Source organism: Paenibacillus terrae (assembly GCF_005217525.1).
In the GTDB taxonomy this organism is placed as follows: Bacteria; Bacillota; Bacilli; order Paenibacillales; family Paenibacillaceae; genus Paenibacillus; species Paenibacillus terrae_C.
In genome coordinates this window covers 121636-147107 of sequence record NZ_PNXQ01000014.1, presented here as the reverse complement: position 1 = coordinate 147107, position 25472 = coordinate 121636, and the positions used below count along the sequence as shown (strand labels likewise).

Below are 25472 nucleotides of genomic sequence, written 5' to 3'. Positions count from 1 at the left end.
CCTTCGTAAATTATTTGGCTTAATGATTTGTCTCTTGGTGTACAATGACCTATACTATAGGGATTGAACCAAGCTTATATGATTATGGGGACGGAGTGAATACGTTTAATGACTCAACTGCAACTAATTGCAACTGCGCCGATGGGACTTGAAGCCGTCGTGGCTCGGGAGCTTAGAGAACTCGGATACGAGGACCTGACCGTCGAGAATGGCCGCGTCGTTTTTACAGGAGATTATATGGATATATGCCGGTGTAACCTGTGGCTGCGCACATCAGACCGCGTTCTTATTAAAATGGGTGAATTTGCAGCCACAACCTTCGACGAGCTGTTCGAGGGCACCAAAGCATTGCCTTGGCAGGATTGGATTCCTGTGGATGGTGAATTTCCTGTAGAGGGACGCTCGCACAAATCACAGCTTAGTAGCGTACCAGCCAGTCAGGGAATCGTCAAGAAGGCAATTGTAGAAAAGCTCAAGGAAACTTACCACACGGATTGGTTTGAGGAGGATGGCCCTCGTTACGTAATAGAGGTCATTCTCTTAAACGATCGTGCATTGCTAACGCTCGATACGACAGGTCCGGGGCTGCACAAGCGCGGCTACCGCAAGCTCGTGACAGAGGCCCCTCTCAAAGAGACTATGGCTTCGGCTCTTATTCAGCTTAGCCGCTGGACCCCGGATCGACCATTCTATGACCCGTGCGCCGGTTCCGGTACTCTACTGGTAGAAGCAGCAATGCAGGCATGGAATATTGCCCCGGGATTGAGACGTACCTTTAACTCGGAAGACTGGCCTGTCATTGGTCGCGAGCTATGGGATCAAGCTCGCGACGAAGCGATGGATTTGACCCGCGATGACATTCCTTTCGAGATTGCAGGCAGCGATATTGACCCGGGTGCCATCGAAGTCGCAGAGGCTGCTGTAAAGGCAGCTGGCTTCGCTAAAGATATCTCATTAAAGGTGATGCCTGTAACGAAAGTCAGACTTGAAGGCCAATATGGTGTGATGATTACCAATCCACCTTATGGTGAAAGATTGAGTGAGCAAGCCGAGGTGGAGAAGTTGATCCGGTCAATCGCACGCACGGCAGCGGAAATGAAGACATGGTCCTTCTTTGCGATCAGCTCCACCAAGCAATTCGAGCACTATTGGGGACGCAAAGCCGATAAGAGACGCAAGCTGTTTAACGGACGGATCGAGTGCCAATACTATCAGTATCTGGGCCCTCTGCCTCCGCGCCACAAAGACACTTCGCCGTCACAGTCTTAAACAGATCACGCTCAGGCCAGGAAGCGAACCAGCTGTTCGCTTTCTGGCCTGATTTGTGCTTCGCACCTGATAAAATAGGCTCCTTCCCTATTGTGCAGGAAGGAAAATGCTGTATTTTCTTTACTTAATCATTGAAATGCGCGGGATGAGCGCTATAATAATTAAAGGCGATTTCGGTTTTAACATTACGTTAATATGTAGTTTATACTAGCCGAATATTTATGCCGAAGGGGGTAAAGTGTTGGTTATTCGCACGGCCGGTGCAAATCGCACTGGAAACATGTTCAGCAGAATGCTGCTGTCCCGATATTTTGGGTTTGGTCTGTTTTTTGTACTTATGATTGGCAAGCTCGTTCTGATCCACCATAACCTGCATGCCCAAAATATTGACATGAATATACTGGATTATGTCATCGCTATCGGTTCGCTCTTGCTTGTGAGTTTTTGGACCTTATGGCTGTCAAGGCGCGGACGCTTGGTCGCTCTTGTAGTGCTCGATATTTTGCTTACCGCTCTCATTTATTCTGACATGGTTTATTATCGGTACTTTCAGGATTTCATTACGATCCCCGTCTTGCTTCAAGCTGGACAAGTTGATTCCTTGGGTGGAAGTATCGTATCTCTGATGTACTGGTGGGATCTTTTCTTTTTTGCAGACTGGATTCTGTTCATTCCGTATGTGCTGTTCGTAGCTTCCTTACGGCGTCGGTATGTAACGAGTGATCCTTACTCTAAAACGTCCCACCGCTCATTCACTAAAAGCTTTCTGCTTCGCTTCTCCAAAGGCGCGCTGGCCTTCCTGATCGGCTACATTTTTACCTTTGGACCGATTAAATATTATACGTCCACGTGGGCAACCGGCATTTTCGTCGGTAACTGGTGGTCGATGGCCCTGTACAATGTAACCGGGCTGATCGGATTTCACGGGTACGACATTTACCGCTATAGTCAGGACCATCTGGGATCCCAGCCTACGCTGGCTCAGGCAGAGTCCGATAAGGATAAGGAATGGTTTAATCAGCATCAAAAGCTGCTTCAGGTGAAAAATGACCTATCCGGCAAGTATAAAGGCAAAAATGTGATGGTCATTCAAGCTGAAGCGTATATGAACTTTTTCATCGGCAAAAAAATCAACGGTCAGGCTATTACGCCTAACTTTGACAAGCTGACGAAGGAAAGCATGTATTTTAACAATTATTATCACCAGACTGCACAGGGTCGTACCTCGGATGCGGATTTCTCTACACATGCTTCTCTGCATCCGCTCCCTACAGGCTCGGTATTCATCCGTTATGCGGACCATAAATTCGATACGTTGCCTTCTATTCTAAAAGATACTGGCTACAGCCCTAATGCATTTCACGTATACGACAGCAGCTTCTGGAATCGCTATACAATGTATAAGGCAATGAACTATGACAAGTTCTACAGTAAAAAGGATTTTGAAATAGATGAGCCATTGGGCTGGTCACTGGGAGACAAATCCTTCTTTCGTCAAACGCTCAATGATCTCACCACTGAGGTCAAACAGCCGTTCTACGCCTATATGGTCGGAATTTCGAGCCACCACCCGTACAATCTGCCACCAGACGCCGTGGATTTGGACGTTGGTGAGTTTGAAGGGACCATGTTCGGAGACTATCTGAAATCCGTCCATTATGTGGACGAAGCACTGGGCGAGCTGGTCGATCAAATGAAGAAAGACGGATTGTGGGATAATACAATCCTCATGTTCTACGGGGATCATGACAATTCTATTAAAGATAAGGCACTGTATGAGAAATTTTTGGGTAAACCACTCACAGATCTTGATATGCAGAAAATCATGAACCAGGTGCCGCTGCTTGTGCATCTTCCCGATGGAAGCCACGCGGGAACTTACACCGAACCGGCAGGACAGCTTGATCTGACACCGTCAGTGATGCATCTGCTTGGCATTTCAACGAAGCCGTATCACTTTATGGGAAATGATCTGTTCAGCGGGAAGCCTCGTATGGTCGTGCTGCGCAGTGGTGCTTTCACTGATGGTCGTTTATACTATATTCCATCCGAGGACGGTACATTCTCCAAAGGAACCTGTTACAACCTCACCACAGGCCAGCCTACGGATGTGAACGCCTGCGGACCGGGGTATACTGAAGCTCTCAATCGGTTGAACATTTCCGATCAGGTGATCACGTATGATCTCATTCGCCAATGGGAACCGGAAATCAAAGAAGTCACTGCGACTCCTTCGACATCCAACTAAATTTTCTGAGGAAAGTTGCTTACACAGCACTCTTCCCAGATTCCCGGAAAGTTAATACCAACAAGAAAAGCCCGATCAAGCAGCAATATGCTGATGATCGGGCTTTTTGTATTCTTGAGCTAGTAAACGGCGCTCATTTACATTTACGAATGCTTATGGGCGCAACGCTTTTTTGGCTTGCTCCAGCCGTTGTGTCTCTTCACCAAGCATTTCCTCGGCAACCTCTACCGCATCGTCGCCAAGGCTGTCCTTCGCCTGCTCTAAGGCATGCTCCGCATGAGTACGGGACTGCTCCGCCTGCTCAATCAGTTGCTCAGCCGGATGTGACAATGCCTGTGATACGGCATGGTGAAGCTTGTCCACCGAGTTTTGCGTTTGGGCCTCGACACTGTGATTGTCGAGATTGGAATCATATTGAGCCATGAGTCACTCCTCCTTCTGGGCAGTGGTCTGCATCCATTAGCATGGATCAGAAGAAGGGGAACTATACAAAGCTGTGAATGCTGCGCACTGGAATTATTTTATAAAACGCGCAGCCTTCTCCAATACTTCATCCTCTGTAGCTGCACTTATATAACGTCCGTTCACATATACAAACGCCCGCTTTCCACAAGGACCGCAATACGATTTGCAACCGATTTTGATCTCCGCATCCGGTGCCATCTTTTGCAGCTTGGGCAAGATCGTTTTCAAGCGAATATGATTGCATTCATCACATACGCGAATATCATTGGCCATCTGTCATCCCTCCGTGCTCCGGCTTAGTGATCGCCGTGATTACCTTGGGAAGGGTTAGTAATGACAAAGCCTTCTTCGGGGAAGTACAAGTAATCAATTTTTACACCATCCAGCAACGGCTGGCCGTTTTCTAAAATAACATCAATGCCTTTATCCGTTGATACGACGGTATCCGTTTCTTTAGGCGTGTCCAAATCCAGCCCGTAATGAGCATGGTCCCCATGGGAATGAGTAATGACAACGCGCAGGCTCTTCCCTTGGTTTTCTTCTTTATCCAATTCAAGCTTCAATACTTTAGCTGCGTTGCGAGTAATTTTGCAATTCATCAACTATCATCTCCTTCATATTAATCAAATGAAGTGTGGTCCATTGGAGTATGAATATCCGTACCACACCAATTAACAGGTAAATTCAACAACTATAAACTACAAAATAGCCTCTATATATTAGAAAGGCAATATTCCTATTGTAAAGAAAACTGCGAAAAATCGCAATCACGAAATTCATAAGCTTTTATTCCTACCGGACACGTACGTGCTGCTTCTCAAGCACGTCGGGATATTTACGTTCAGCGCGGGTCACAAACCAGTTCATCATCAGCAGCGTCACCCCAATGTCGTCAATAGGCATAAAGGGCATGACATCTGGCAACACCCAATAGAGCAATACAGGGATGGCAAACAGCAATTTTTCACTTAATGGAATCTTCGACGAAGTAATCAATCGGGGCATGCGACGAAACACATGTGACCATTGACGGAGAGACAGTAATCTTTTCCACTTCATAGGTTGTTCACTCCATTTCCAATGCTCCTAAGTATATACCCCAATGAAGGGACATGTAAGAGGAACACTTGTAAAAACACGTGCTCCTCCTAATACGTGCTGATAAACCATGGAGTTTCAGGCTAACTTTTTACCATGAAAGCACCGTTGCCATTAACATGCCCACCTCTGCCGCAATATCGTCATAATCACGCATAGGCAGCGGATTTACACCCAGCCCGACTTCAACGGTAAAGCCCGGTTTTCCAAATCGCTGTATAAACCAATCCTTATATCCCGCATCGCTGCCCCCCAGCTTTACCGCCCGGTATCCTGTTGCAGCCGCCAACCGTGATGCCCAGTCCCTGCTCTCCTTTGGCTCCAAATCCCGGTAATTCCAATAGATTTCCTGTCCCTGACTGTGTATGGACAACACCATATCAAACTGTTCCCGCTCCGTCAGATCGACAAGCGCTTTAGCCTCCGGCTCAGACAAAGGCGCAGGACCCGCATAATCCCTTCTGGACGGGCTTGTTTTACCACGTCTGCGTACCTCTTCCTCCCAATACGCCGGAAACTGATCGTTAAGGTCCACACCGCGAATGTTAGCCTTCCATCCACGATAATCAGCACGGCCTTCATTCCACTTTCTTAAGTTATGGTACAGGGGATGAGACGGAAGGACACCCTGTTGAACCAGTTCCACCCCGTCTGGATTAACCATGGGCACTACCCATAAGGAAGTACGGTTTAGCCAAGTCTGTGGAGAAACTCCATATATCCATAGAGGAGCCTCGCCTGGATCCTCTCGTTCATCATGATGCTCCCCCCCTTCATTTCCATTCATACTGTCGACCCCTTGCGCATATCGCTCAACAAAACGCAGCAAACATGGCGTCGTCAGCCATTCATTGGCATGTACGGAGGCGTTGGCGTGAATTTTCAACGGTCCCTGTCCAATGCGTACATAGGGGATATCTTTTCCCATGACACTGGTGCCGATGCTGCCCACTTCAATAAACGGATACCTTTGAGCCAGGGCCGCAAGATCTTCTCTCAAGTCCTCGTATCCATACTCTCCACGCAAGCGTACAATCTGATTCTGATGGTTTTCAGGTATAATAATGGTTTTTCCTTCCACAAAATCATGCTCCGCAAGTTTGGGATTGGCCTGCCACAGCTCATCAAGCTCCATACCAAACTGCTTGGCAATCTGTCTGGCATGCTCAGCGGCCTGAATAACGTATTTACGATCCATTGACGGACGAATGTACAGCACTTGACCACAAATCAGATAGGGTTGCGCGGCAGCCCACGGATTGTCTGCCATCAATGTATCTGCCGATAATTTAAAAGCCGAGGCGACCCGGTGCAAAGTATCTCCTTTTTGTACGATATATTCCCTCATCTTCTACGCCCCTTCCATCTGTCTTACTGCATGTTATGCAGACGCGGCGTGTCTTGATGTAACGAATACCAAAACAGCCGATTCTTTTGTCCCATGACAAAAAAATCGGCTGTCTCATCAATCCAGATGGGTGACCTGCCAAACAACAGGCGTTTGACGAATTTGCTCCCCGAGCCACTGTGCGGCAATACTCTGGAACAATTCTGGATCACCAGAACAAAAAAGCTGATGCACTGGTGTCTCATCCCCGGCTTCCAACTTGCCCTTGTTATACAAAATCGTACTCGTCTCACGAGCCGTTTCGTCTGCGGAGCTAATCAGCTTCACGTTGGGGCCCATCACTTCCTGAATCGTTTCCTTCAAAAAAGGATAATGCGTACAACCAAGAATCAGACAATCAATCGGGTACGCTTGAATCGGTCTCAATGTCTCCTCTACAACCTCTGTTGTTCTCTCTGAACGGAACAATCCCTGTTCCACCAAAGGAACAAGCGAAGGGCAAGCATGACTCACCACGTCTACATAGGGGGATAGTTGCTTCAGCGCAGCCGTATAGGCTCCGCTTCGAATCGTACCGACAGTCCCAATCACCCCGACATGCCCGGTGGCTGTTGCGCTGATTGCAGCACGTGCCCCGGGGTGGATCACTCCGATCACCGGAATGGATACCTTTTGGCTAATATAATCCAATGCCGCGGCTGTTGCCGTGTTGCAGGCAATAATAATGACTTTCGGATCAAATTGAATCAAAAAATCAACCATTTGCTCTGTAAATTTCTTAACCTCTTCCGATGGCCGAGGTCCATACGGGGTGCGCGCAGTGTCTCCAAAATAAATGATTTTTTCCCGTGGAAGCTGCCGCATAACTTCTTTAACAACCGTCAGACCTCCTACACCGGAATCCAATATTGCAATCGCTTGCTGCACGTACATACCGCTTCCTTTTTTGTTCAAGTATGAGTCGTTCCCTCGCGGGAAGCGATCCGTTGCTACATTACCTTATGTTGTATTCGAGTAAAAGGTACCCCCAAATATTACTCGAAAAAGGGAAAGCCATCAACAAAGAGGCTCCATCCCAACAGGAGAAGCCTCAAAGCGAATCCATATTCAGTTATAATGTATTCATTTAGAAGCTGCTTACAGAGAATCCTTTTTCGTATCTTCTTGAACAGGAGCGGATGAAATGCTGACCTCAGGAAGAACTTCGCCTTTTTTGCGAAATTGCCCGATTTCATGAATGACCGCTGAGGCCGTATCCTTAATTTTATCCGTATACTCAATAGAGACATCTGTAATTTTACCGGCCAGCTCCTGCCCCTTATCACTGACAAGACGTGCCTGCTCCGTTATGTCCTGACGCAGATCACGACCTGACTTGGGGGCAAACAGCAGCGCAGCCAGCGAACCGACAATGCTACCTGTCACCGCACCACGGATAAAGCTTTTGTGGGTTTCTTTCATCATCATCTCTCCCTTTGTGCCCGGGCGAATGCCCATCTGTTAATGCATTATAAGCACGGGGAGCTTGTCATGACACAGCGAACAAGCCGTGAAAGTTCCTACATTTTTCGGGACCGGATACGGTACAGGCAGCAACGTCCTCCATCCGCTAGGCAATCCTCACGGACAACCTCGGCATCAAGCAGCTCCTCGAACATTTGCTGCTCACATTCACAAGCCTTGCGGTAACGGCCTGCAATTTGAGAAATCGGACAATTGTATTCCACAATAGAGTAGCTCCCGTCCTCTTCTTCCCGCCACTCCGCCATATAACCGGAGGCGTTCTGAATACCGGAAAGCTTTTCCACACGTGAAGCCAGCGTGGTCTCACTTTCGATCTGAGGAGCGTAACGCTTCATCATTTTGCGTTTTCTACCGTCAAACAGAGAGTAAACAGCTTCCATTCCCTGCTCTTCATCCAGTTCCTCCAGTAGTTCCAGCAACAAATGATCATAATTCCGAGGAAACTGCTCACTTCCCTGCTCACTCAGACTGTATAAAAACGTCGGACGCCCCATCGCCTGCCGCACTACTGTAGCGACGATGAGACCATCCTGCTCCATCAATTTGAGGTGTCTGCGCACCCCCATTTCGGTAATGCCCAATTGAGCTGCCAAGCTTCCGACACCCACAGGTCCCTTCGTTTTCAACAATGTCATAATCATGCGCCTGGTGGGCATTTCGGGTACGATATGCTTATCCGTCACTTTAGCCTTTACACTCCCTCGGGCTGCGGACCCAATTCCTTATTTAAATAGTCATGCACACTGGATACAAAACACTCCAATAGCTCAGGCAGCTCAGGTGTAAGCGGATGAAGGCTCGTCCGGTCCCAATCGAAATACTCCTGCACCAAGGGTTTCCGCAAAGCTACCAGTTCCAGCAGCGGATTAAACACGGTATCATTCAGCACGCCCTCTTCATGAATGATACCGATAATATCCTCATAGCTGCTCGCATCACGCATAATAAATCCGTCAATGATATAGCTCCCTACATCTGTTACCGTTTCAATCGCCAAATGTAGACAGCGCTCCTGCACCAGCCCCTGCAACAAATCTCCGTTCCAAGCGGCCGTTATGCGGCGGAGTCCTGCAACAATCTCGGGAACGGCACCGAGTCGAAGCTCAATTTGCTCCCGGTTGACATAATACAAGGTCCTGCACCTCCCGTAACCGCTTCAAATTTCATAATCTACTGCGATCGATACATCCTTCACTTCATTCATGTGTACAATGATCTCCTGATGCACAGGGTGTACCTGATACGTTTGCAAGTCCTCCAGTGTTTCGACAACAGCCGTAAGGGAAATATCATAAGATCGTTCCGAACGAATCACATCCGTACCTATTTCGAGTGACAGAAGTTCTTTGATTTTACCGTTCATGCTGCGCAAGACGGACGCCGTATGCTCAATGCTTTCAGGGGAGCGGTCTTTCAATTTGAACAAAACAATATGTTTAATCATATTTATAGGCTCCTTATCTTTTAAAATGTTCTCTTCAAAATTTTATCATAACGCCCCACATACGGAAAGAAGCTTTATAATTCTAGCGATCTTTCCCACCAGACTCCTTGTCCTTCAGCAAAGCAAAAAAATTCTTGAGCTTTGGTGGAAGCGGCAAGCCCATGCGTGAGCAGTTTTCTGTAATAGAGATTAATTCGTTGGATAAATAAAAATACGTCGCCGCCCCTTTCATGATTTCGGTGCCCATCAGAAGATCCATATGATGTGCCAAAGAAATCACCATCAGCATCAAAGCCTTTCTCATCAACCCCCAAAAACCGGCTTTGCTGCTCAAGCCTTGTCCTGTCTTAATCGCTGCGGCAACTCCTGTCACATAATCAACAGCCATCGCAACTGTGAACAGCACCATCAACTGATTCCAGCCGCCAAATGCAAATGTAATAATGGCACCTGTGGTAGCACAAAACATACTAAACATTGCCGGGTTAATATTCATACCTGTTCCTCCTCTCGGGGCGGTTACTGCAATATATGCAGCGACGTGGCAACCCGTAAAGTCATATGACCTGGACAGGGATAAGAATTCATAGATTCATATAAAACAAGCTGTTAAACCTCATGATTTTCTGTGCAAACACGAAAAAAACAGACCCCCCTCTTCAAAAAATAAAGTAGGGTAGCCTGTTTTTCTGACAGCTATTCAATTAACGATGATCATTCCAAAAATTAAGTGGAGTCAAATTGCCATTTAACGGTTCGAACGAATAGCCTTCTTTCTGCAAAGCTGCCATGATCTGTGGAAGAACCTTGATCGTAGATGGCTTATCATGCATAAGAACGACAGGTGTTCTGCCTTGTTTTTTCAATCTTTTAATATCACGCAGAACGCTCTGTTCAAAATGCTCTGGATTTTTGGTATAACGCCAATCGTTGGAATCTACATTCCAATCCCAAATATGATAGCCTGCACCCGTCAGCTGATCACGGAATGCTTTATTCAAATACGGTTTGCTGCCATAAGGCGTACGAATTAAAGAAGTGCGTTGTCCTGTTGCCTGGAATAAAATCTCATTATCCTGATTCATTTCTCCAAGCGCCGCTGCCGGAGAAGCATAGATTTTCTTCACCTGGTGCGTCATACCATGCAAGCCCAAACCATGCCCTGCCTCTACCATTCTTTTCATAACTGCACTATGTTGACGAATTTCCGGTCCCAACATGAAGAAAGTCGCCTTGGCATTATATTTATCCAAGATATCCAACAGCTGTGAAGTATGGGCTGTAGGACCGTCATCGAAGCTCAAATAAATCGTACGGCTTGATGGGGAAGCGTTCCCCTTAGTTCCTGCATTGCTGGCTTTGCCTGGCTTCACAGCGGCATACTGTTTAATTTCTACGGCAAATTTGTTCAAAAATTGTGTATCAGACAAGCTTGAATTCGCATTCTGAATTCGGTATAGATTGCTTGAAGGTATCGTGATGGTAAAACCGAAGGCATCCGCCAAGGTGCGAATCGGCACCATCGTACGTCCTCCGCGCTCAAAAACATCACCCTTGGTCAGATCCAGCGTAAAGCTGCGATTATGTCCCGTCAACTGCAATGTACGACCGCTGACCGAAGTGGAAATCCCCATCTTTTGACCTAATGTAACGATAGGTACATACAATTTGTCATTTTCCATCACTGGCCGAATCGTATTCGAATCCAGTAATACATCATTGACCCCCAGCAAAGGAGCCTTCGCTTGCGCACTTGCCGTATTCGTATGTACGCCCAACAGACCCAAACAACATATTGCCATCAAACATACAGCCATCCATTTTACATTCAAAAACTTCATTACTTACACCATCCTGTGCTGTATTTTATATTGTGCGGGAGCTATCTCTAGCTTGTCTATGAAGTTATACAGACATGACGGTATAGACATGGCAATATAGACATTCACTAAACATATAGAACATAAACGCATCTCAACTTATTGAATCGGAACGCCTTTCCGTCCCACCTATATATATTAATAGATTACCAGAGTATAGTATGTAAATATAGTGAAACAATTCGACAACAATCTCGCAATCTCCCCGACCATCGAGGTTACAAAGTTGTGAATAAATTGGAGACCCCTCAACCTGATTGCTTGGGTGCGATTTTCTTCGTTTTCCTCTTATACATCTCATCTAGATACAAGGTATATTTGGACTCTCCGCTATATGTAAGAAACAACCATTCGAGCGCACGGGTCATGCCAATATATAGCAGAGAGACCTCTCTTTCTTCAACCTCTTCCCTCTTAAATGGCATGTTCTCAATCGCCACAATAAAGACAGCACGAAAATCCAGACCTTTAGCACTGTCGAGAGTAGATATTTTTACCGTCTCTTCTTCTCTTATAAAATTACGTTTGGATTCACGGCTTTCAGTCATCCAGGTATACGGTACCTGATGCTTCTGTAAGCTGCTTTTGATCTCATTAATATAAGAGATTTTGTAACTGTTCTGCACCCTATATAAAATAGCTATATCATTAAGCGGAATAGCCTTTTCTTGACGCAGAAATGTAATAGATTTAATAATAAAATCCATCTCCTCGCGAATATTTCGGCATCTACGGAAGATAGGTTCAGGTCCCTTGCGCTTGGTTGACTGTGGGGGAATAATTTCAACTCCTTCAAGTGATCCGCTTTGCACCTTGTTCTGTAGTTGTGAATGGCTGCGATAAAAATCCCAAGCAAACTGTACAATTTGGGCCGTATTTCGGTAGTTAATAGAAAGGATTTTCGATCTCCCCCGAAAATCGAGACCCGTTTCCTGTACAAGACTATTCTTCCTTTTGAAAATAGATTGTGCCCGATCCTCTACTAACAGTAGGGACTTCGTATCAGGATTGAGACAATGACTGACCAAACGCAACCAATCTGGCTCAAAGTCCTGTCCTTCATCAATGAGTATGGCATCGTAGATCGGAACAATGGCTTCAGATTTGTCCAATTTCTCTAGCAACTCAGGTATCGCACTGTCCTTGATCCGCATATGACTACCAAGCCATTCATGAAAGTTATATACTTCAATATTAGAAGACTCCCATTCACATTCTGCATTAGCAAAACCAAATAAATCTTCCGGCTCCCTCATTTTTTGGCCAATCCACTGCTTGAGAGTCCGAGATAGGGGGATACCATAGCAAAGAACAAGAATTTTCCAATCAGGATGGGCTTGAGCCAGCATCTTAGCCCGACTGACAAGAACCAGCGTTTTTCCACTACCTGCCACGCCACGAATAAGACGATGTCTGTCTCCCAATTGTTTAGCCATATTCTCCTGGTGCAGATCCATGGTTTTGATATTATGAAGAGATAGCAACAACTGATCCTGATAAGGTACAGGTTCCTTGAACTCTGCGCTAATCCGTACTTCGGGAAATAAATGAAACCGGATAGCCTGAATGTCCTCATCTGTAAGGGTATAACGACGTTTGCTTTGAATCGTGAACATACCAAACAGCTTTTCCATCAAAGTTTCGCTGGAAAATCCTTCGTCTTCTGTATCAATCTCATCTCTGCACAGCACAAAAGAAGGATCTATTACATTGTATAGTCCTAATTTAATGAAATCCTCTTGCTTCAAACGTGTAAATACCGTACCGTATCCATAGGAAAACTTTAGATAACCAGATAAACCTTGAAGTAAGTTTTTGTCTTTTTTCAATTGGTCCGAAATAAGTCGGGCATTGTCCCGCGCCTGTTTCAGCGGACTTTTCACCGTTCGTGTCTCACCGGCTGAGGTATGTAGCATCCATTCGTCCTGATTAATTTGATGCAACGTGCTTTTCGTATAATCCTTTACTTCAAGAACAACGAGTCCAAGATCCGGGCCGATAATAACAAAATCAGGTCGTCGTCCCCGAATTTCCGGTTCATAATAAACAATATAATCACTAGGTAAATATCTCTTTAAGGTTTCAAACAGAAGTCGCTCTCCTGCTGTTGCATTCTTCGGTATATACTCCGGTACCATATAAGCCATGTGTTCTGTCTCTCCATTTCGCGGTTCTTCCACAGTAATGTATAGATTTCAACAGCATATTACATATATAGTATATCAAATATTTTCCAAAGGGCGAAGTACAGCTATCCATTTCTCTCTTATAAACCTTACAATCATAAAAAAGAACATATTTCCTCCATTTCCACAATAAATATAATAATTTAATATATCGGTCCCTTAAACGCCTCTTTTCATAGGTCAAATGGACCTTATTTTCCATAAACCGGTTAAGCCCATGGGATTAAAAGAAAATCAGGAGGGGAGTCACTTGCAAAGCCCCCTCCGGGTATAGTAGTATGTGGTTAAAAAAAATCGGAGGATATATGCCTAAACAACAAGATAAACATTCCATTCAGGCGTGGTCTCTGATCAATCGCAAATATTTGGGAAAAGGTGTGCGCGTCAAACGTTTTCGCAAGCCGACACGCTGTCAAGTACGAAACCGTGTTCTGCTAGCCGTTTTGATGGCTAATGACATTAAACTGTCTCAGCTTGCCGAGGAGCTTTCCATTTCCTCACGTAGCGTCAGCGCGTGGGTATATGAGGGCCGTATTCCCGGCAACACTAATCTGGAAAAAACGTGTAACACACTTGGGTATCCACACCATATTCTGTTTAATGAAGAGGTTGTCCGGCGTTCACCGCTCATCTGTCAGCCATCACCGTCCCGTTTTATGAAACGGACTGTGACTCGTTCCCCGGTCAAAAACCGGATTTTGGCGGGTCTATGTATGGTCCATGATATTTCGGTGACCGATGTCAGTCATTGGATTGGCGTTCATCCCGGCACATTCCGAAAATGGTTGCACCAGGGTACCGTTCCTTCTCAAACCTTCCAGGATCAGGCGGAACAGTTTTTCCGTATTCCGAAATCCATTTTGTTTGCTGATGCCATGCTGAAAAAGTGAGAATGTCCGTTAAAACTAAACTTTTGTACTTTACCTGAAAGTCTATGAAAGGAACGCATTACCATCTTTCATTTCATAAGACTTTCGCTTGCTGCAAATCACGGAATATAAGAACAAAGAAAGCACAGTCTGCCGTTTTCTCGGCACACTGTGCTTTTTTAGATATCTTATCTCTTTAAGAATGAGTGCTTGCCGCTTGTGTAGAACGTCCGGCTTCTTCCTTAATCGCCTTCAGCTTCTTCATCACCGGATTGCCTCCACGTCCAAAGTAGTCGTGAAGACGGCTGTATTCCTCGTACAGCTTATCATAGACGGCCGCGTTCTCTGGGATCGGCTTAAAGCTCTCGTCCCGTACACGAGCCATATGGCGCGCTGCTTCGACGATATCGTCATACCCTCCGGCTTCTGCTCCCGCAGCCACTGCCGCGAACATCGCTGCGCCCAGCGCAGGGGTTTGAGTAGAAGCCGCCACTTTGATCTCCCGTCCAGTTACATCCGCATAAATTTGCATCAAAAGACGGTTTTTCTGCGGTAATCCACCGCATGCGTACAATACATCTACCGGCACGCCGTTGTGATGGAACGCATCGACGATTTTACGTGTGCCGAACGCTGTTGCTTCCAGCAATGTACGATACACTTCCTCTGGCTTCGTCAGCAGCGTATAGCCGACAATAAGACCCGTCAGGTTCGTATCCACCAGCACAGAACGGTTGCCGTTCCACCAATCCAGTGCAAGCAATCCGGTTTCGCCCGGTTTGTACGCAGCCGCTTTGCGCTCCAGCCACACATGAACGTTCACGCCTTCTGCCGCAGCCTGCTCCTTCACCTCGCCGGGAACAGCATGCTCAACGAACCATGCGAAAATATCTCCTACCGCCGACTGACCAGCCTCATAGCCGTAATAGCCCGGAATAATTCCGTTTTCTACAACACCGCACATACCTTCGACTTCTTTTTCTTCCTCACCGAGCAGCATATGACAAATAGAGGTGCCCATCGCCATAACCAGCTTCCCTGGTGTCACGACACCTACCGCCGGAACAGCCGCATGTGCATCCACGTTACCTACGGCTACCGCAGTTCCCGGATTCAACCCGAGTTTTGCAGCCATGTCCTCTGTTAATCCACCTGCACGGCTACCCAAGTCATAAATCTCACCACGCAGCTTCGTATCCGTCAGATTTTCCAGACGAGGATCGAGCGCTTTGAAAAACTCACGGTCCGGATAACCGTCACGATGATGGTAAATGGACTTGTAGCCTGCTGTACATTGATTGCGTTTCAGCTCTCCACTAAGCTGGGAAATAACCCAGTCGGTCGCTTCTACAAAGCGATCTGTCTGATCATAAATATCCGGCGCTTCGTTCAGAATTTGCCAGATTTTTGCGATCATCCATTCAGATGAAATTTTACCACCATAACGGGGCTGGAATGCCTCTCCCCGCTGTGAGGCAATTTCGTTCAGACGGTCCGCTTCATCCTGTGCTGCATGATGCTTCCACAGTTTTACCCAGCTATGCGGATTATCCTTCAGCTTCTCGTCAAAGCACAATGGTTGTCCTTGTGCGTCGATTGGCAGCATCGTACATGCCGTAAAATCAATGCCGATCCCGATGATGTCGTCCGGAGAAATTCCTGTCTCCTTCATGACAGCAGGTACAGAAGTTGTCAGCACTTCAATATAGTCAGCCGGATGCTCCAGCGCCCAGTCCATTTCCAGCTTGCGTCCGTTGCCAGGTAGCACTTCATCAATAACCCCATGGCGATAAGGTGTTACGTGTGTGGCAATTTCAGCTCCGTTAGATAGATCAACAATGACTGCACGCCCGGACTCTGTTCCATAATCGACACCAATGGTATACTTGCTCATTTGTGTGTCTCCTCCTTTTTCGTTTGACCGTAGTAAGCGTTCGCTCCATGCTTGCGCAGAAAATGCTTATCCAGCAGCGCCTGATCCATGGAAGTTAATTCCGGGTTCAGCGCGAAGGAACGGTACGCCATCTTGGCTACTTCCTCCAGCACCACCGCATTATGAACGGCATCATCGGCATTTTTCCCCCAAGCGAACGGTGCGTGCTGATTAACGAGTACACCTGGAATATCCGCCGGACTAATATCCTGAAACGTCTCAATGATCACATGTCCCGTCTCCAGCTCATACTCTCCGGCAATTTCCTCTGAAGTCATCGCGCGAGTACACGGAATCGCTCCATAAAAATAATCACCCTGTGTTGTCCCTAATGCAGGAATCGCGCGTCCTGCCTGCGCCCAGCTTGTGGCCCAAGAGGAATGCGTGTGTACAATACCGCCTATTTGTGGAAAAGCACGGTACAGCGCCAGATGTGTTGGTGTATCCGATGAAGGACGAAGGTCCCCTTCGACAATATCGCCTTGCAAATTGAGTACGACCAATTGCTCTGCTTTCAGCTCCTCATAGGCCACACCACTTGGCTTAATTACAACCAGCCCCTGCTCACGGTCGATACCGCTTACATTTCCCCACGTAAAAGTAACCAGACCATGCTTGGGAAGAGCCAGATTGGCCTCCCATACTTCCTGTTTTAATTGTTCTAACATGTATAAGACACTCCTTTTACTATCATTTCTGAAATCTAAAATGGAAGTGCTAAACCTAGCTTCAAATGGAAAACCACAAGAGGATCATAATGTCCCTTATCCTTGGTTCCGCTTTCATTATACACTTGTACGTACAACTTAGCCAGTGTTTTTTTATACGTTTTTTCACTGCGTAACTGTCTATATTTTCAGAAAAAACATAGCAAAAACAGCCTATTTTCTGCAATACAGAAAACAGGCTGTACGATAAGGCGCGTAGGTAGGCCGAAACGCTATGAGGTGTCAGAACTACATTCATTCCAACTTGTCCTTACATGTATCCAAATAAAAACTCGACCATATTTATTAGGTTCTTATACGTCACTGGCAACAGGACCCGTAGATTCACGGATAATCAGCTCTGGTGGAATAATCCACTGGCGATCCTCTTCGCGGAAGCCCTTTTCTTCGATCATCGACAATATTGTATCAGCAGCGCGAAATCCCAGTTCTTCTTTGGGATGGCGGATTGTAGTTAGCTTGATTTCCGTTGCCGTTGCCAAAAAAGAGTCATCAAACCCCACCAGCGACAAATCGCCCGGAATGCTCAGACCCGCCGAACGCACAATGTCCAACAAACGCACAGCCAGCTCGTCATTATAGGTTACCCATCCAGTAGGGCGCTCTTCCGGCTCCATACTCAACAGTGCAGACGCACGCTGTAACGGAACCTCATTTTTTTCTTCTGTCCGGTAGGTGGTCACTGCATTCGGATGCAGCGTAACCCCATATTTACGGTGGGCGGCCACAAATCCCTTCATACGAAGAATTCCCTGCATATCATCTGTCTTGAAAAACCCGGCTAACCGCCGATGTCCCAGCTTAATCAGATGCTCAGCCGCTAAAAATCCACCCTTCTCATCATCTACACGCAGACATGGCGCATCCATTTCCTCATACCGCGCATTGATCATTAAATAAGGAATTTGGCGATTTTCCAAGGTCAGGTAATAATTCAGATTGGGATTGCGCTCCCCACTTTTCGTCGGCTCAATAATAATCCCGCTCAAGGGCTGACTTAACAGCATTTCCAAACACTGCCGTTCCTGCTCGGGGTCATTGCCTGTGCTTGACAGCAGTAGCTTATAGCCCTGACGACTTAATTTGGACTCAATTCCCTGCACTATCGACGGAAAAATATAATCGGATATATAGGTCGTAACGACCCCGATCGTCCGTGGGTCCTCGGGCTGCTTGCTATCCCGTGTGGCGACAAAGGTCCCCTTGCCCTGCATGCGAAACAGCCAACCTTCCTGCACCAGCTCACCTAACGCCTGACGCACGGTTTGCCGACTAACCGCAAATTGCTCAGACATTTCATGCTCAGATGGAAGCTGGCTTTGAGGCTCCAGCCTGGATGAATGAATCCATGACAAAATTTCCTGTTTAACTTGTATATATTTGGGCGCCATAATTTCCTCCGTCACTTGCAATATCGTGTACCCTTTTGTATTTCACGATTATAGCATATCGTTCATTTGTACATACAAATGTCACAGGAGCAGGATATCGTTGTATAGCTGCCGGAGGCGTAAACCCATTCGCTAATCCCTTCCATGTTACAAGTGCTTGGTTATCCTGTATAAATATCGCTTCTGTAAATGTGCATTTTATGAGCGAAGCAATTGATGATCGTTCATATACTTGAGCCCTGTATAGCGATTACGCAGAGTATGAGCCGTACGAAGTGCGCGCGCAAGCTGCTCCTCGCTTACGCCCAGCTCGGCAATCGTAGATGGACCGCCGACCTGAGTCAGCCATGCACGCATCTGCTCTGACGTGGGCAAGGTTCGATATACCTCCAAAGCATCCACAGCTTGGCTCGCAGCCAGGTCCCTGTACAAGTCCGCCAGTAAAGTTGAAGCTACGCCCACTTTGGCACCATGCAAAACTTGCTTGCGCCCCTCTGCAATAAAATCCATTTCAATTCGGTGAGAAATGTGGTGCTCTCCCCCCGATGCTGGACGGGAATGATCAATCATCAGCATGGAAATGCCTGATGCGATCAGCGCGTTCATCAGCACTTCGACACCTGCCTGGCTACCCGCCGCAATCTCATCAACATGCTCTACACAGGCCCGCAGCGCCTCCTCCGTGATTCGATTAGCCAAAGGCGAATACGGTTCGCCCCCCAAATCCCTGGACACCTGCCAATCGGCTAATGAGGTGAATTTGCCGAGCATATCGCCAAAGCCTGCGGCAGTCATCGCTTGTGGCGCATTCGCCAGTACGGATAGATCAGCAAAGATCGCTTCCGGCGGAACAGCCTGGAATGTCTGCTTGCTGCCGCCCACAATCAACGGCGCGCCTGCCGATGTGAATCCATCCACAGAAGCGGCCGTCGGCACCGACAGAAAAGGACGATTCATTTTATAGCATGCGAAGCGAACCAGATCATGAATAGTGCCGGAGCCTACGGCCAGTACAGCCTGACTCTCATCTGCCACGCCCAACAACACCTTTACGATATAGCCTTCATCTGCAATCACATCCCCCACAGCATTGGGAGGCAACCGAACCACATCGACCACCAAACCTGCATCACGTATCCGTTGCGTCACCTTTTTCCCTGCCGCCGCAGAAGTGTATTCATCCTCTACCAGCGTCACATGATGGTAATTCTGTTGCTTCAAATAAGGGACGACGGCTTCAAGCGCTCCATCACGCACCTCAATAAATAATTCTACCTTTCGATAAGGGTGATCGGTGTTGTTCGCCTGTGCCTCTTCGTTCCACTGCTTGATCTGCTCATTCATATTCATTTCATCTACCTCCTGAAAAGGAATAATTTGCACAAGAATGATCCATACTGTTAAAAAGATTCTCTTTGAAAACGATTTCTATTTAATTGTACGCACAAGTTCCTGTCCAAGTCCAGATGAAAAGTACAAGTTGCTTTGCAAATACTGATTCCGAAAGGAAAAATGCTTATGAAATTCAGAACAGACATCGCTTGCGCACTCGGTTTACTGGCAGGCACAACCTTTGGCAGTGGTGTTGCTTTTTTATTCGGCTGGCAAGCCTACCGGGCTCTAACCTCCGTTGCTGTCTTCGGCGTTGCCGGGATCATGATTACCATCGCTGTTTTTCGTCTGCTTCATCACAAATCGGTATCTACGTCAGATCCCCAATAGTTTCAACTGTTAAAAATAAGAACACTATACATTTGCCTAACATATGAGGAATTTTGCAAAATCCTGATATATAAAAACGGGCACCACAAGCCATTTAATTCGCTTGTAAGTGCCCGTTTTTATTATATTTGCCGTACAATTCGCGATCAGCTACGATGCTACTGAATATCTGGATTTACGTCCAAATCATAATCAATTTCATCAAACCCGAATCCAAACAACTGAAGGAAATCCAGACGATATTGTTCAAGGTCGCCCCGTTCAGACACATTTTCTGTAGTAATCCCGGACCAAGCCTCTTGGACAGCCTGCTGGACATCAGCTCTCATTTCCCAGTTGTCCAGACGAATGCGCCCTTCCTCATCGGTTTCCACTGTCGCTCCACTATATAGCTTCCCGAACAGACGCTGCGCTTGCTCGATACAGCCCTCATGCAAACCCTTTTCCTTCATAACCTTAAACAGCAAAGAAATATACAGAGGTACAACTGGAATAGCCGAGCTGGACTGTGTAACCAAAGCTTTATTTACAGAAACGTAGGCTTTTCCATCATAACGCTCCAGTTGCTTCGTTAAGGTATGCGCTGTGGCCTCCAAGTCATTTTTGGCTTGGCCAATGGTTCCTTTACGGTAAATGGCCTCTGTGATCTCTGGACCAATATACGAGTAAGCCAGTGTGGTTACCCCTTCAGCCAGCAGATCAGCTTCTTCCAGCGCTTTTAGCCATAAGGACCAATCTTCGCCCCCCATTACCGTTATCGTATTTTCGATTTCCTCCTCTGTAGCCGGTTCCAGCGTAATCTCCGATACGACACCTGTATTGGTATTCACCGTTTTATCAGAAAAGGGCTGCCCGATGGGCTTGAGAACGGAGTTGAAGGTTTCACCCGTATCGGGATGCGTCCGTCGTGGTGAGGCAACACTATACACAATCAGATCTACCTTACCCAGCTTTTCCTTAACCAGTTTCAACGTCTCCTGCTTGATTTCATGGGAAAAAGCGTCTCCATTAATGCTTTCTGCTATGTAGCCAGCCGCTCTGGCTGCTCTTTCAAAGGCTACGGTATTATACCAGCCTGCTGAAGCCGTGCGCCCCTCTGATGCGGGACGTTCATAAGATACACCTATGGTGTCCGCTCCCATACCGAAGCTCGCAGCAATACGAGAAGCCAGCCCATATCCAGTAGATGCCCCAATGACAAGTACCTTTTTAGCTCCTTGTAGTGATGTGCTGTTTTTGATGTAGTTGATCTGAGTATTAACATGAGCCGCACATCCTACAGGATGTGCAGTCGTACATATGAAACCACGGATTTTCGGTTTAATAATCATTGCAAGGGTCCCCCTATTTTGGCATTCATTTAATATGGATGGAATCGTTGTCCAGTCATAACTATATAGTAAATCAGCTTGCGGCTCAACCTAGACTACAGCATATGAAATATCACTAACAACAAAATTAGCATCTCATTATATTATGAGACAATAGCACTATCATGCAAGCCGTAATAATGAATTCGCCCGTCATTAACAGGCGTAACCATTTAGGTGCTCAGCAGATGTCGAAGAGCCTCTTTATACTCCTAACAAAAAAACCGAAATATGTGTATAATCATAATTTTTAGTGAATAAAAAAATTCACAAAAAAACAAATTCATGATATAAATAAGATAAAATAACAGTTTATTATCTGTTTAATAGACTAAATTCAATGCCTCACCACTCGTGTTTAAGAGCTAGAACGTTATCTCGGGCAAAACAACCAGAACAGTAGCAATTCTCCTTATTAGTAAGCCCCCAGGATTTTACGCAATCAGACCGAATAAACGCTTCCTTTCGGAAATAAAGACCATTCCCTTCAATATCCAACATCCAGATGAGATTGTGATTAAAGTGCTTTTATATCAATTATAAAGCGCTCTCAATGATTAAAGATCTATTTTAACTATTATTATTTGCTGCCCTTGGACTAAACCTGTCCTTTGAGGGCTGATCTTGTAGGATAAGTTCCAAGCGAAACCTCATTTATGGGGGACTTCAATGAAACAAGGTAAGAAATGGGTGACCCTGTGCTCCACAATACGAAAGGGGGTGATCAGAATAGACCGATCGTTTGAACATTCGTAAAATAGAAATTATATTTCCACAGCTACAGGATTAGGAAATTATTATTTTTATTAGGAGATGAAAGAATGATTTCACGTGTAAAAAAATCAATTTGCGTATTATTGGCATTTGTAACTGCACTGCCGCTCATGTTCAGCATGTCAGCACCTGCAGAAGTTTCAGCAGCAAGTGATGTAACCATTAACTTATCGGCACAAAAACAGGTGATTCGCGGTTTTGGAGGAATAAACCATCCGGCTTGGATTGGAGATTTGACAACATCTCAAAGAGAAACAGCTTTTGGTAATGGAAATAATCAGTTAGGTTTTTCAGTGTTAAGAATTTATGTAGACGACAATAAAAATAACTGGTACAAAGAAATACCAACTGCAAAACGTGCAATTCAAAGCGGAGGAATCGTTTTTGCTTCACCATGGAATCCTCCAAGTGACATGACTGAGACCTTTAATCATGAAGGTGATACAAAAGCAAAACGCCTTAAATACGATAAGTACGCTGCATATGCGCAGCATCTTAACGATTTCGTTTCTTACATGAAGAATAATGGCGTGGATCTGTATGCTATCTCCGTTCAAAATGAACCTGATTATGCACATACTTGGACATGGTGGACTCCACAAGAAATGCTTCGTTTTATGAAAGAAAATGCTGGATCTATTAACTGCAGAGTTATCGCTCCTGAGTCATTTTCATACTTAAAAAATATGTCAGACCCAATTCTAAACGATCCGCAGGCTCTTGCTAATATGGATATTCTTGGTGCTCATACTTATGGTACTAAATTTAGTGATTTCCTTTATCCTCTTTTCAAACAAAAAGGAGCGGGAAAAGAGCTTTGGATGACGGAAGTATACTATCCAAATAGCGACAATAACTCGGCAGATCGCTGGCCCGAGGCATTGGATGTTTCATATCATATGCACAATGCTATGGTAGAGGGAGATTTTCAGACATATGTATGGTGGTACATTCGTAGACAATACGGTCCTATGAATGAGGACGGTACAATAAGCAAACGTGGTTATAATATGGCTCATTTCTCGAAATTTGTTCGTCCCGGATATGTACGAGTAGATGCAACGAAGAATCCAAATACAAACATCTACACCTCTGCATATAAAGGTGACAACAAGGTAGTTATTGTTGCAATTAATCGAGGTACTTCAGCAGTAAACCAAAGGTTCGCCCTACAGAACGGGACTGCATCGAGAGTATCTTCATGGGTAACGGACGGCAGCAGAAATCTGGCAGCAGGATCGGCCATTAATCTGTCTGGCGGTGCCTTTACAGCCCAGCTCCCTGCCCAAAGTGTTACAACTTTTGTAGGTGAATTGGGTGGCAAGACCATCAGCAACACGACTTATGGAGGGGAAGCGGATACAACATTGACCCACTCCGTAGTAGAAGCCACCTATTCGGGTGATGACACTATCCAATATGTCAACTTTAATGCTGCAACAAATGCAACCGTACAGTGGAATAGAATCTACTGCGCTGTTTCTGGAACTAAAAATGTGAAATTCCGATATGCACTGGAGTCAGGGGCTCGAAATCTAGATGTTTATGTTAACGGAACGAAAGTGATCAGCGATGCTGCCTTTACAGCAACCGGTAGCTGGGCAACCTGGGGCGAAAAAACGATTCAGGTACCTATGAATAGCGGAAACAATACTTTTAAAGTGGTAACTACCGGTGCGGAAGGACCGAATATAGAAAGTATAAGCGTCTCAGCCGAGTAGGTGCATTCAGGCGAAAAACTCAAGAACCCGGGTCTTTTCCAAGACTCGGGTTCTCTTTTTCTCAAAAGGATATTGTCTACAAAGACCTAACCAGTCCTTGTTTCTACATTGTTCTACGCCTGATTCAAAGCTGTTTAGAGCTTATCCGGATATTCAGCACGCCTAAATCCTCTTCCAATTAAATGGAATTGTTTACTACAACTGCAACAAGAGGTAGGACAACCGGAACGTTACAACCACTCACCTCTCGTATAAGGAGGAGCTTTTGGAAAATGATCCCCGCCAAGTGCTCAGGTGAAGAGCAATACATTCCAATTTCCGATGATATCAAAAAAGCTCCTGATCGCCACAAGGACAAATTCAGGAGCTATTGCATTAAAGCTTAAATATTTCAACTATTAAGACAGAGAACTTTATCTTTGTCATCTATTTGAGTGGCTTGACTATGGCTGAATCGCCAGCGCAGCAACACGCTCATAAGCCAGCTTCGGACGGTGCGATTGATCGAATAACAAAGGCCAGTTCTTCCGGCCTCTTACCGGAAAGCCGTCCAGCCAGGTATAATCGTCGGCAGCCCCCCAGAATGTGACTGCACTGATACAGTTGCGGTATTCCCGCAGGAGACGAAAAACCGCTTCGTAAAGCTCCGCTTGCCGTTCCACCATTTCCTCCGAAGGATGAAGCAGGTCGGTACGTCTGTCATCAAAGCGAAAAACTGACAGATCCAGTTCAGTTAGCTGGAGCTGAAGTCCCAGCTCTGCATATTTTTCGATGGCTGCGCGGATATTGTTTAGGGAAGGATCGAACAAATTCCAATGCGCCTGAAGACCCACGCCGTGAATCGGCACTCCCTGGTCCAGCAGCGACCTGACCAGCCGATAGATACGATCCCGCTTATAAGGATGGGACTCATTATAGTCGTTGTAGAATAGCAGAGCCTTAGGATCTGCTTCATGCGCATATTCAAAAGCCTTGGCGATAAAATCAGGTCCGACGATGTCCAGCCATTTCGACGGGCGAAGGAACTCCTCCTTGTCTGACTCCTCGTCCGAGATGACCTCATTCACCACATCCCAGCAGTATACAGTATCCTTATACCGTCCAACTACCGTTTGGATATGCGAACGGAGCCGCTCCAGCAGCAAGGCACGATCCGCTGGACCGCCTTGTTCATTCTCAAACAGCCAATCCGGCGTTTGATTATGCCAGACCAGGGTGTGACCGCGCATTGCCATCCCATGCTCCTTGGCAAATGCAGCTAGTCGGTCGGCATTCTCAAAGGTATACACCTCCTCCTCTGGATGCAAGCTTGAGAACTTCATTTCATTTTCCGCTGTTATACTGTTAAAGTGGTAAGCAAGCAACGATTTCTGAATCTCAATGGTTAGAGGATTGACCGCCGCTCCGATCTGGAAATCGTTTTTGTATAATTCTTTTAGTGAAGCTTCTTGCCGAGTCGATAAATTCATCCTTTTCCTCCTTGTGCAGGCTATCGGCAAACA

Annotated in this window: 24 protein-coding genes and 1 pseudogene; 6 read left to right on the top strand and 19 right to left on the bottom strand. The window is 46.1% G+C overall.

The features are described 5' to 3' along the window. The first annotated feature begins 108 nt into the window (after nucleotides 1–108). Nucleotides 109–1269 carry a THUMP domain-containing class I SAM-dependent RNA methyltransferase gene (locus C1I60_RS15365; protein ID WP_137062529.1) on the top strand — a complete coding sequence of 387 codons (1161 nt, stop codon included), beginning with the start codon at nucleotides 109–111 and terminating at the stop codon, nucleotides 1267–1269. A 238-nt stretch (nucleotides 1270–1507) separates the two neighbouring features. Continuing rightward, on the top strand, nucleotides 1508–3517 hold the full coding sequence (locus tag C1I60_RS15360; protein WP_137062528.1) for an LTA synthase family protein: 2010 nt from the start codon (nucleotides 1508–1510) through the stop codon (nucleotides 3515–3517). A gap of 153 nt (nucleotides 3518–3670) precedes the next feature. Here the strand turns inward: C1I60_RS15360 and C1I60_RS15355 are convergent, their stop codons facing one another. The 13 genes from C1I60_RS15355 to C1I60_RS15295 all read right to left on the bottom strand — a co-directional run bounded on the left by C1I60_RS15355 (nucleotide 3671) and on the right by C1I60_RS15295 (nucleotide 13423). Then, complete coding sequence (locus C1I60_RS15355; protein WP_044646319.1) at nucleotides 3671–3940, bottom strand: hypothetical protein; 270 nt, start codon at nucleotides 3938–3940, stop codon at nucleotides 3671–3673. 93 nt (nucleotides 3941–4033) lie between these two features. After that, complete coding sequence (locus C1I60_RS15350; RefSeq protein WP_014280826.1) at nucleotides 4034–4255, bottom strand: YuzB family protein; 222 nt, start codon at nucleotides 4253–4255, stop codon at nucleotides 4034–4036. 23 nt (nucleotides 4256–4278) lie between these two features. Beyond that, nucleotides 4279–4581 carry a heme biosynthesis protein HemY gene (locus tag C1I60_RS15345; RefSeq protein ID WP_014280825.1) on the bottom strand — a complete coding sequence of 101 codons (303 nt, stop codon included), beginning with the start codon at nucleotides 4579–4581 and terminating at the stop codon, nucleotides 4279–4281. Nucleotides 4582–4774: 193 nt separating this feature from the next. Then, nucleotides 4775–5041 (bottom strand): hypothetical protein, encoded by a 267-nt coding sequence (locus tag C1I60_RS15340; protein WP_137062527.1) that lies wholly within the window; start codon nucleotides 5039–5041, stop codon nucleotides 4775–4777. 130 nt (nucleotides 5042–5171) lie between these two features. Further along, the gene (locus C1I60_RS15335; protein ID WP_137062526.1) at nucleotides 5172–6428 is read right to left on the bottom strand and encodes a M14 family metallopeptidase; all 1257 of its coding nucleotides are present in this window, start codon (nucleotides 6426–6428) and stop codon (nucleotides 5172–5174) included. A gap of 117 nt (nucleotides 6429–6545) precedes the next feature. Further along, nucleotides 6546–7361 carry a glutamate racemase gene (racE, locus tag C1I60_RS15330; protein ID WP_170970832.1) on the bottom strand — a complete coding sequence of 272 codons (816 nt, stop codon included), beginning with the start codon at nucleotides 7359–7361 and terminating at the stop codon, nucleotides 6546–6548. A gap of 204 nt (nucleotides 7362–7565) precedes the next feature. Continuing rightward, nucleotides 7566–7889, bottom strand: a complete 324-nt coding sequence (locus C1I60_RS15325) for a YtxH domain-containing protein (protein ID WP_137062525.1) — start codon at nucleotides 7887–7889, stop codon at nucleotides 7566–7568. Between the two features lie 98 nt (nucleotides 7890–7987). After that, a complete protein-coding gene (locus C1I60_RS15320; RefSeq protein ID WP_137062524.1) occupies nucleotides 7988–8635 on the bottom strand; it encodes a helix-turn-helix transcriptional regulator in 648 nt (215 codons plus the stop codon). Between the two features lie 8 nt (nucleotides 8636–8643). Continuing rightward, entirely contained in the window at nucleotides 8644–9084 is a 441-nt protein-coding gene (locus C1I60_RS15315) for a DUF86 domain-containing protein (protein WP_137062523.1), read from the bottom strand. Between the two features lie 24 nt (nucleotides 9085–9108). Then, nucleotides 9109–9396 carry a Dabb family protein gene (locus C1I60_RS15310; RefSeq protein ID WP_137062522.1) on the bottom strand — a complete coding sequence of 96 codons (288 nt, stop codon included), beginning with the start codon at nucleotides 9394–9396 and terminating at the stop codon, nucleotides 9109–9111. 82 nt (nucleotides 9397–9478) lie between these two features. Continuing rightward, on the bottom strand, nucleotides 9479–9892 hold the full coding sequence (locus C1I60_RS15305; RefSeq protein ID WP_137062521.1) for a phage holin family protein: 414 nt from the start codon (nucleotides 9890–9892) through the stop codon (nucleotides 9479–9481). Nucleotides 9893–10100: 208 nt separating this feature from the next. Then, entirely contained in the window at nucleotides 10101–11237 is a 1137-nt protein-coding gene (locus C1I60_RS15300; RefSeq protein ID WP_137062520.1) for a polysaccharide deacetylase family protein, read from the bottom strand. 287 nt (nucleotides 11238–11524) lie between these two features. Continuing rightward, nucleotides 11525–13423 carry a 3'-5' exonuclease gene (locus C1I60_RS15295; RefSeq protein WP_137062519.1) on the bottom strand — a complete coding sequence of 633 codons (1899 nt, stop codon included), beginning with the start codon at nucleotides 13421–13423 and terminating at the stop codon, nucleotides 11525–11527. A 344-nt stretch (nucleotides 13424–13767) separates the two neighbouring features. On the opposite strand from C1I60_RS15295, the gene C1I60_RS15290 reads away from it, so the two are divergent. After that, the gene (locus tag C1I60_RS15290) at nucleotides 13768–14352 is read left to right on the top strand and encodes a helix-turn-helix domain-containing protein (RefSeq protein ID WP_013370447.1); all 585 of its coding nucleotides are present in this window, start codon (nucleotides 13768–13770) and stop codon (nucleotides 14350–14352) included. 175 nt (nucleotides 14353–14527) lie between these two features. On the opposite strand, the gene C1I60_RS15285 is transcribed toward C1I60_RS15290, so the two are convergent. The 4 genes from C1I60_RS15285 to C1I60_RS15270 all read right to left on the bottom strand — a co-directional run bounded on the left by C1I60_RS15285 (nucleotide 14528) and on the right by C1I60_RS15270 (nucleotide 19733). Further along, on the bottom strand, nucleotides 14528–16225 hold the full coding sequence (locus C1I60_RS15285) for a ribulokinase (RefSeq protein WP_137062518.1): 1698 nt from the start codon (nucleotides 16223–16225) through the stop codon (nucleotides 14528–14530). After that, a complete protein-coding gene (gene araD, locus C1I60_RS15280; RefSeq protein ID WP_137062517.1) occupies nucleotides 16222–16932 on the bottom strand; it encodes an L-ribulose-5-phosphate 4-epimerase in 711 nt (236 codons plus the stop codon). Before araD ends, C1I60_RS15285 begins: the two co-directional genes overlap by 4 nt. Nucleotides 16933–17285: 353 nt before the next feature. After that, a complete protein-coding gene (locus C1I60_RS15275; RefSeq protein ID WP_137062516.1) occupies nucleotides 17286–18383 on the bottom strand; it encodes a GntR family transcriptional regulator in 1098 nt (365 codons plus the stop codon). 198 nt (nucleotides 18384–18581) lie between these two features. Continuing rightward, the gene (locus tag C1I60_RS15270) at nucleotides 18582–19733 is read right to left on the bottom strand and encodes a sn-glycerol-1-phosphate dehydrogenase (protein WP_137062515.1); all 1152 of its coding nucleotides are present in this window, start codon (nucleotides 19731–19733) and stop codon (nucleotides 18582–18584) included. Nucleotides 19734–19901: 168 nt separating this feature from the next. On the opposite strand from C1I60_RS15270, the gene C1I60_RS15265 reads away from it, so the two are divergent. Then, a complete protein-coding gene (locus tag C1I60_RS15265; RefSeq protein ID WP_137062514.1) occupies nucleotides 19902–20105 on the top strand; it encodes a hypothetical protein in 204 nt (67 codons plus the stop codon). A 158-nt stretch (nucleotides 20106–20263) separates the two neighbouring features. Here the strand turns inward: C1I60_RS15265 and fabV are convergent, their stop codons facing one another. Continuing rightward, on the bottom strand, nucleotides 20264–21436 hold the full coding sequence (gene fabV / locus C1I60_RS15260) for an enoyl-ACP reductase FabV (protein ID WP_137062513.1): 1173 nt from the start codon (nucleotides 21434–21436) through the stop codon (nucleotides 20264–20266). Between the two features lie 860 nt (nucleotides 21437–22296). Here fabV and xynC point away from each other — a divergent pair. Both xynC and C1I60_RS25685 read left to right on the top strand, forming a co-directional pair. Further along, a pseudogene (gene xynC / locus C1I60_RS15255) lies at nucleotides 22297–23556 on the top strand (glucuronoarabinoxylan endo-1,4-beta-xylanase XynC); the annotation flags it as partial. Between the two features lie 6 nt (nucleotides 23557–23562). Then, nucleotides 23563–23970 (top strand): carbohydrate-binding protein, encoded by a 408-nt coding sequence (locus tag C1I60_RS25685; RefSeq protein WP_252361750.1) that lies wholly within the window; start codon nucleotides 23563–23565, stop codon nucleotides 23968–23970. A 443-nt stretch (nucleotides 23971–24413) separates the two neighbouring features. Here the strand turns inward: C1I60_RS25685 and C1I60_RS15250 are convergent, their stop codons facing one another. Continuing rightward, complete coding sequence (locus tag C1I60_RS15250; RefSeq protein ID WP_137062511.1) at nucleotides 24414–25439, bottom strand: endo-1,4-beta-xylanase; 1026 nt, start codon at nucleotides 25437–25439, stop codon at nucleotides 24414–24416. Nucleotides 25440–25472 lie beyond the last annotated feature (33 nt).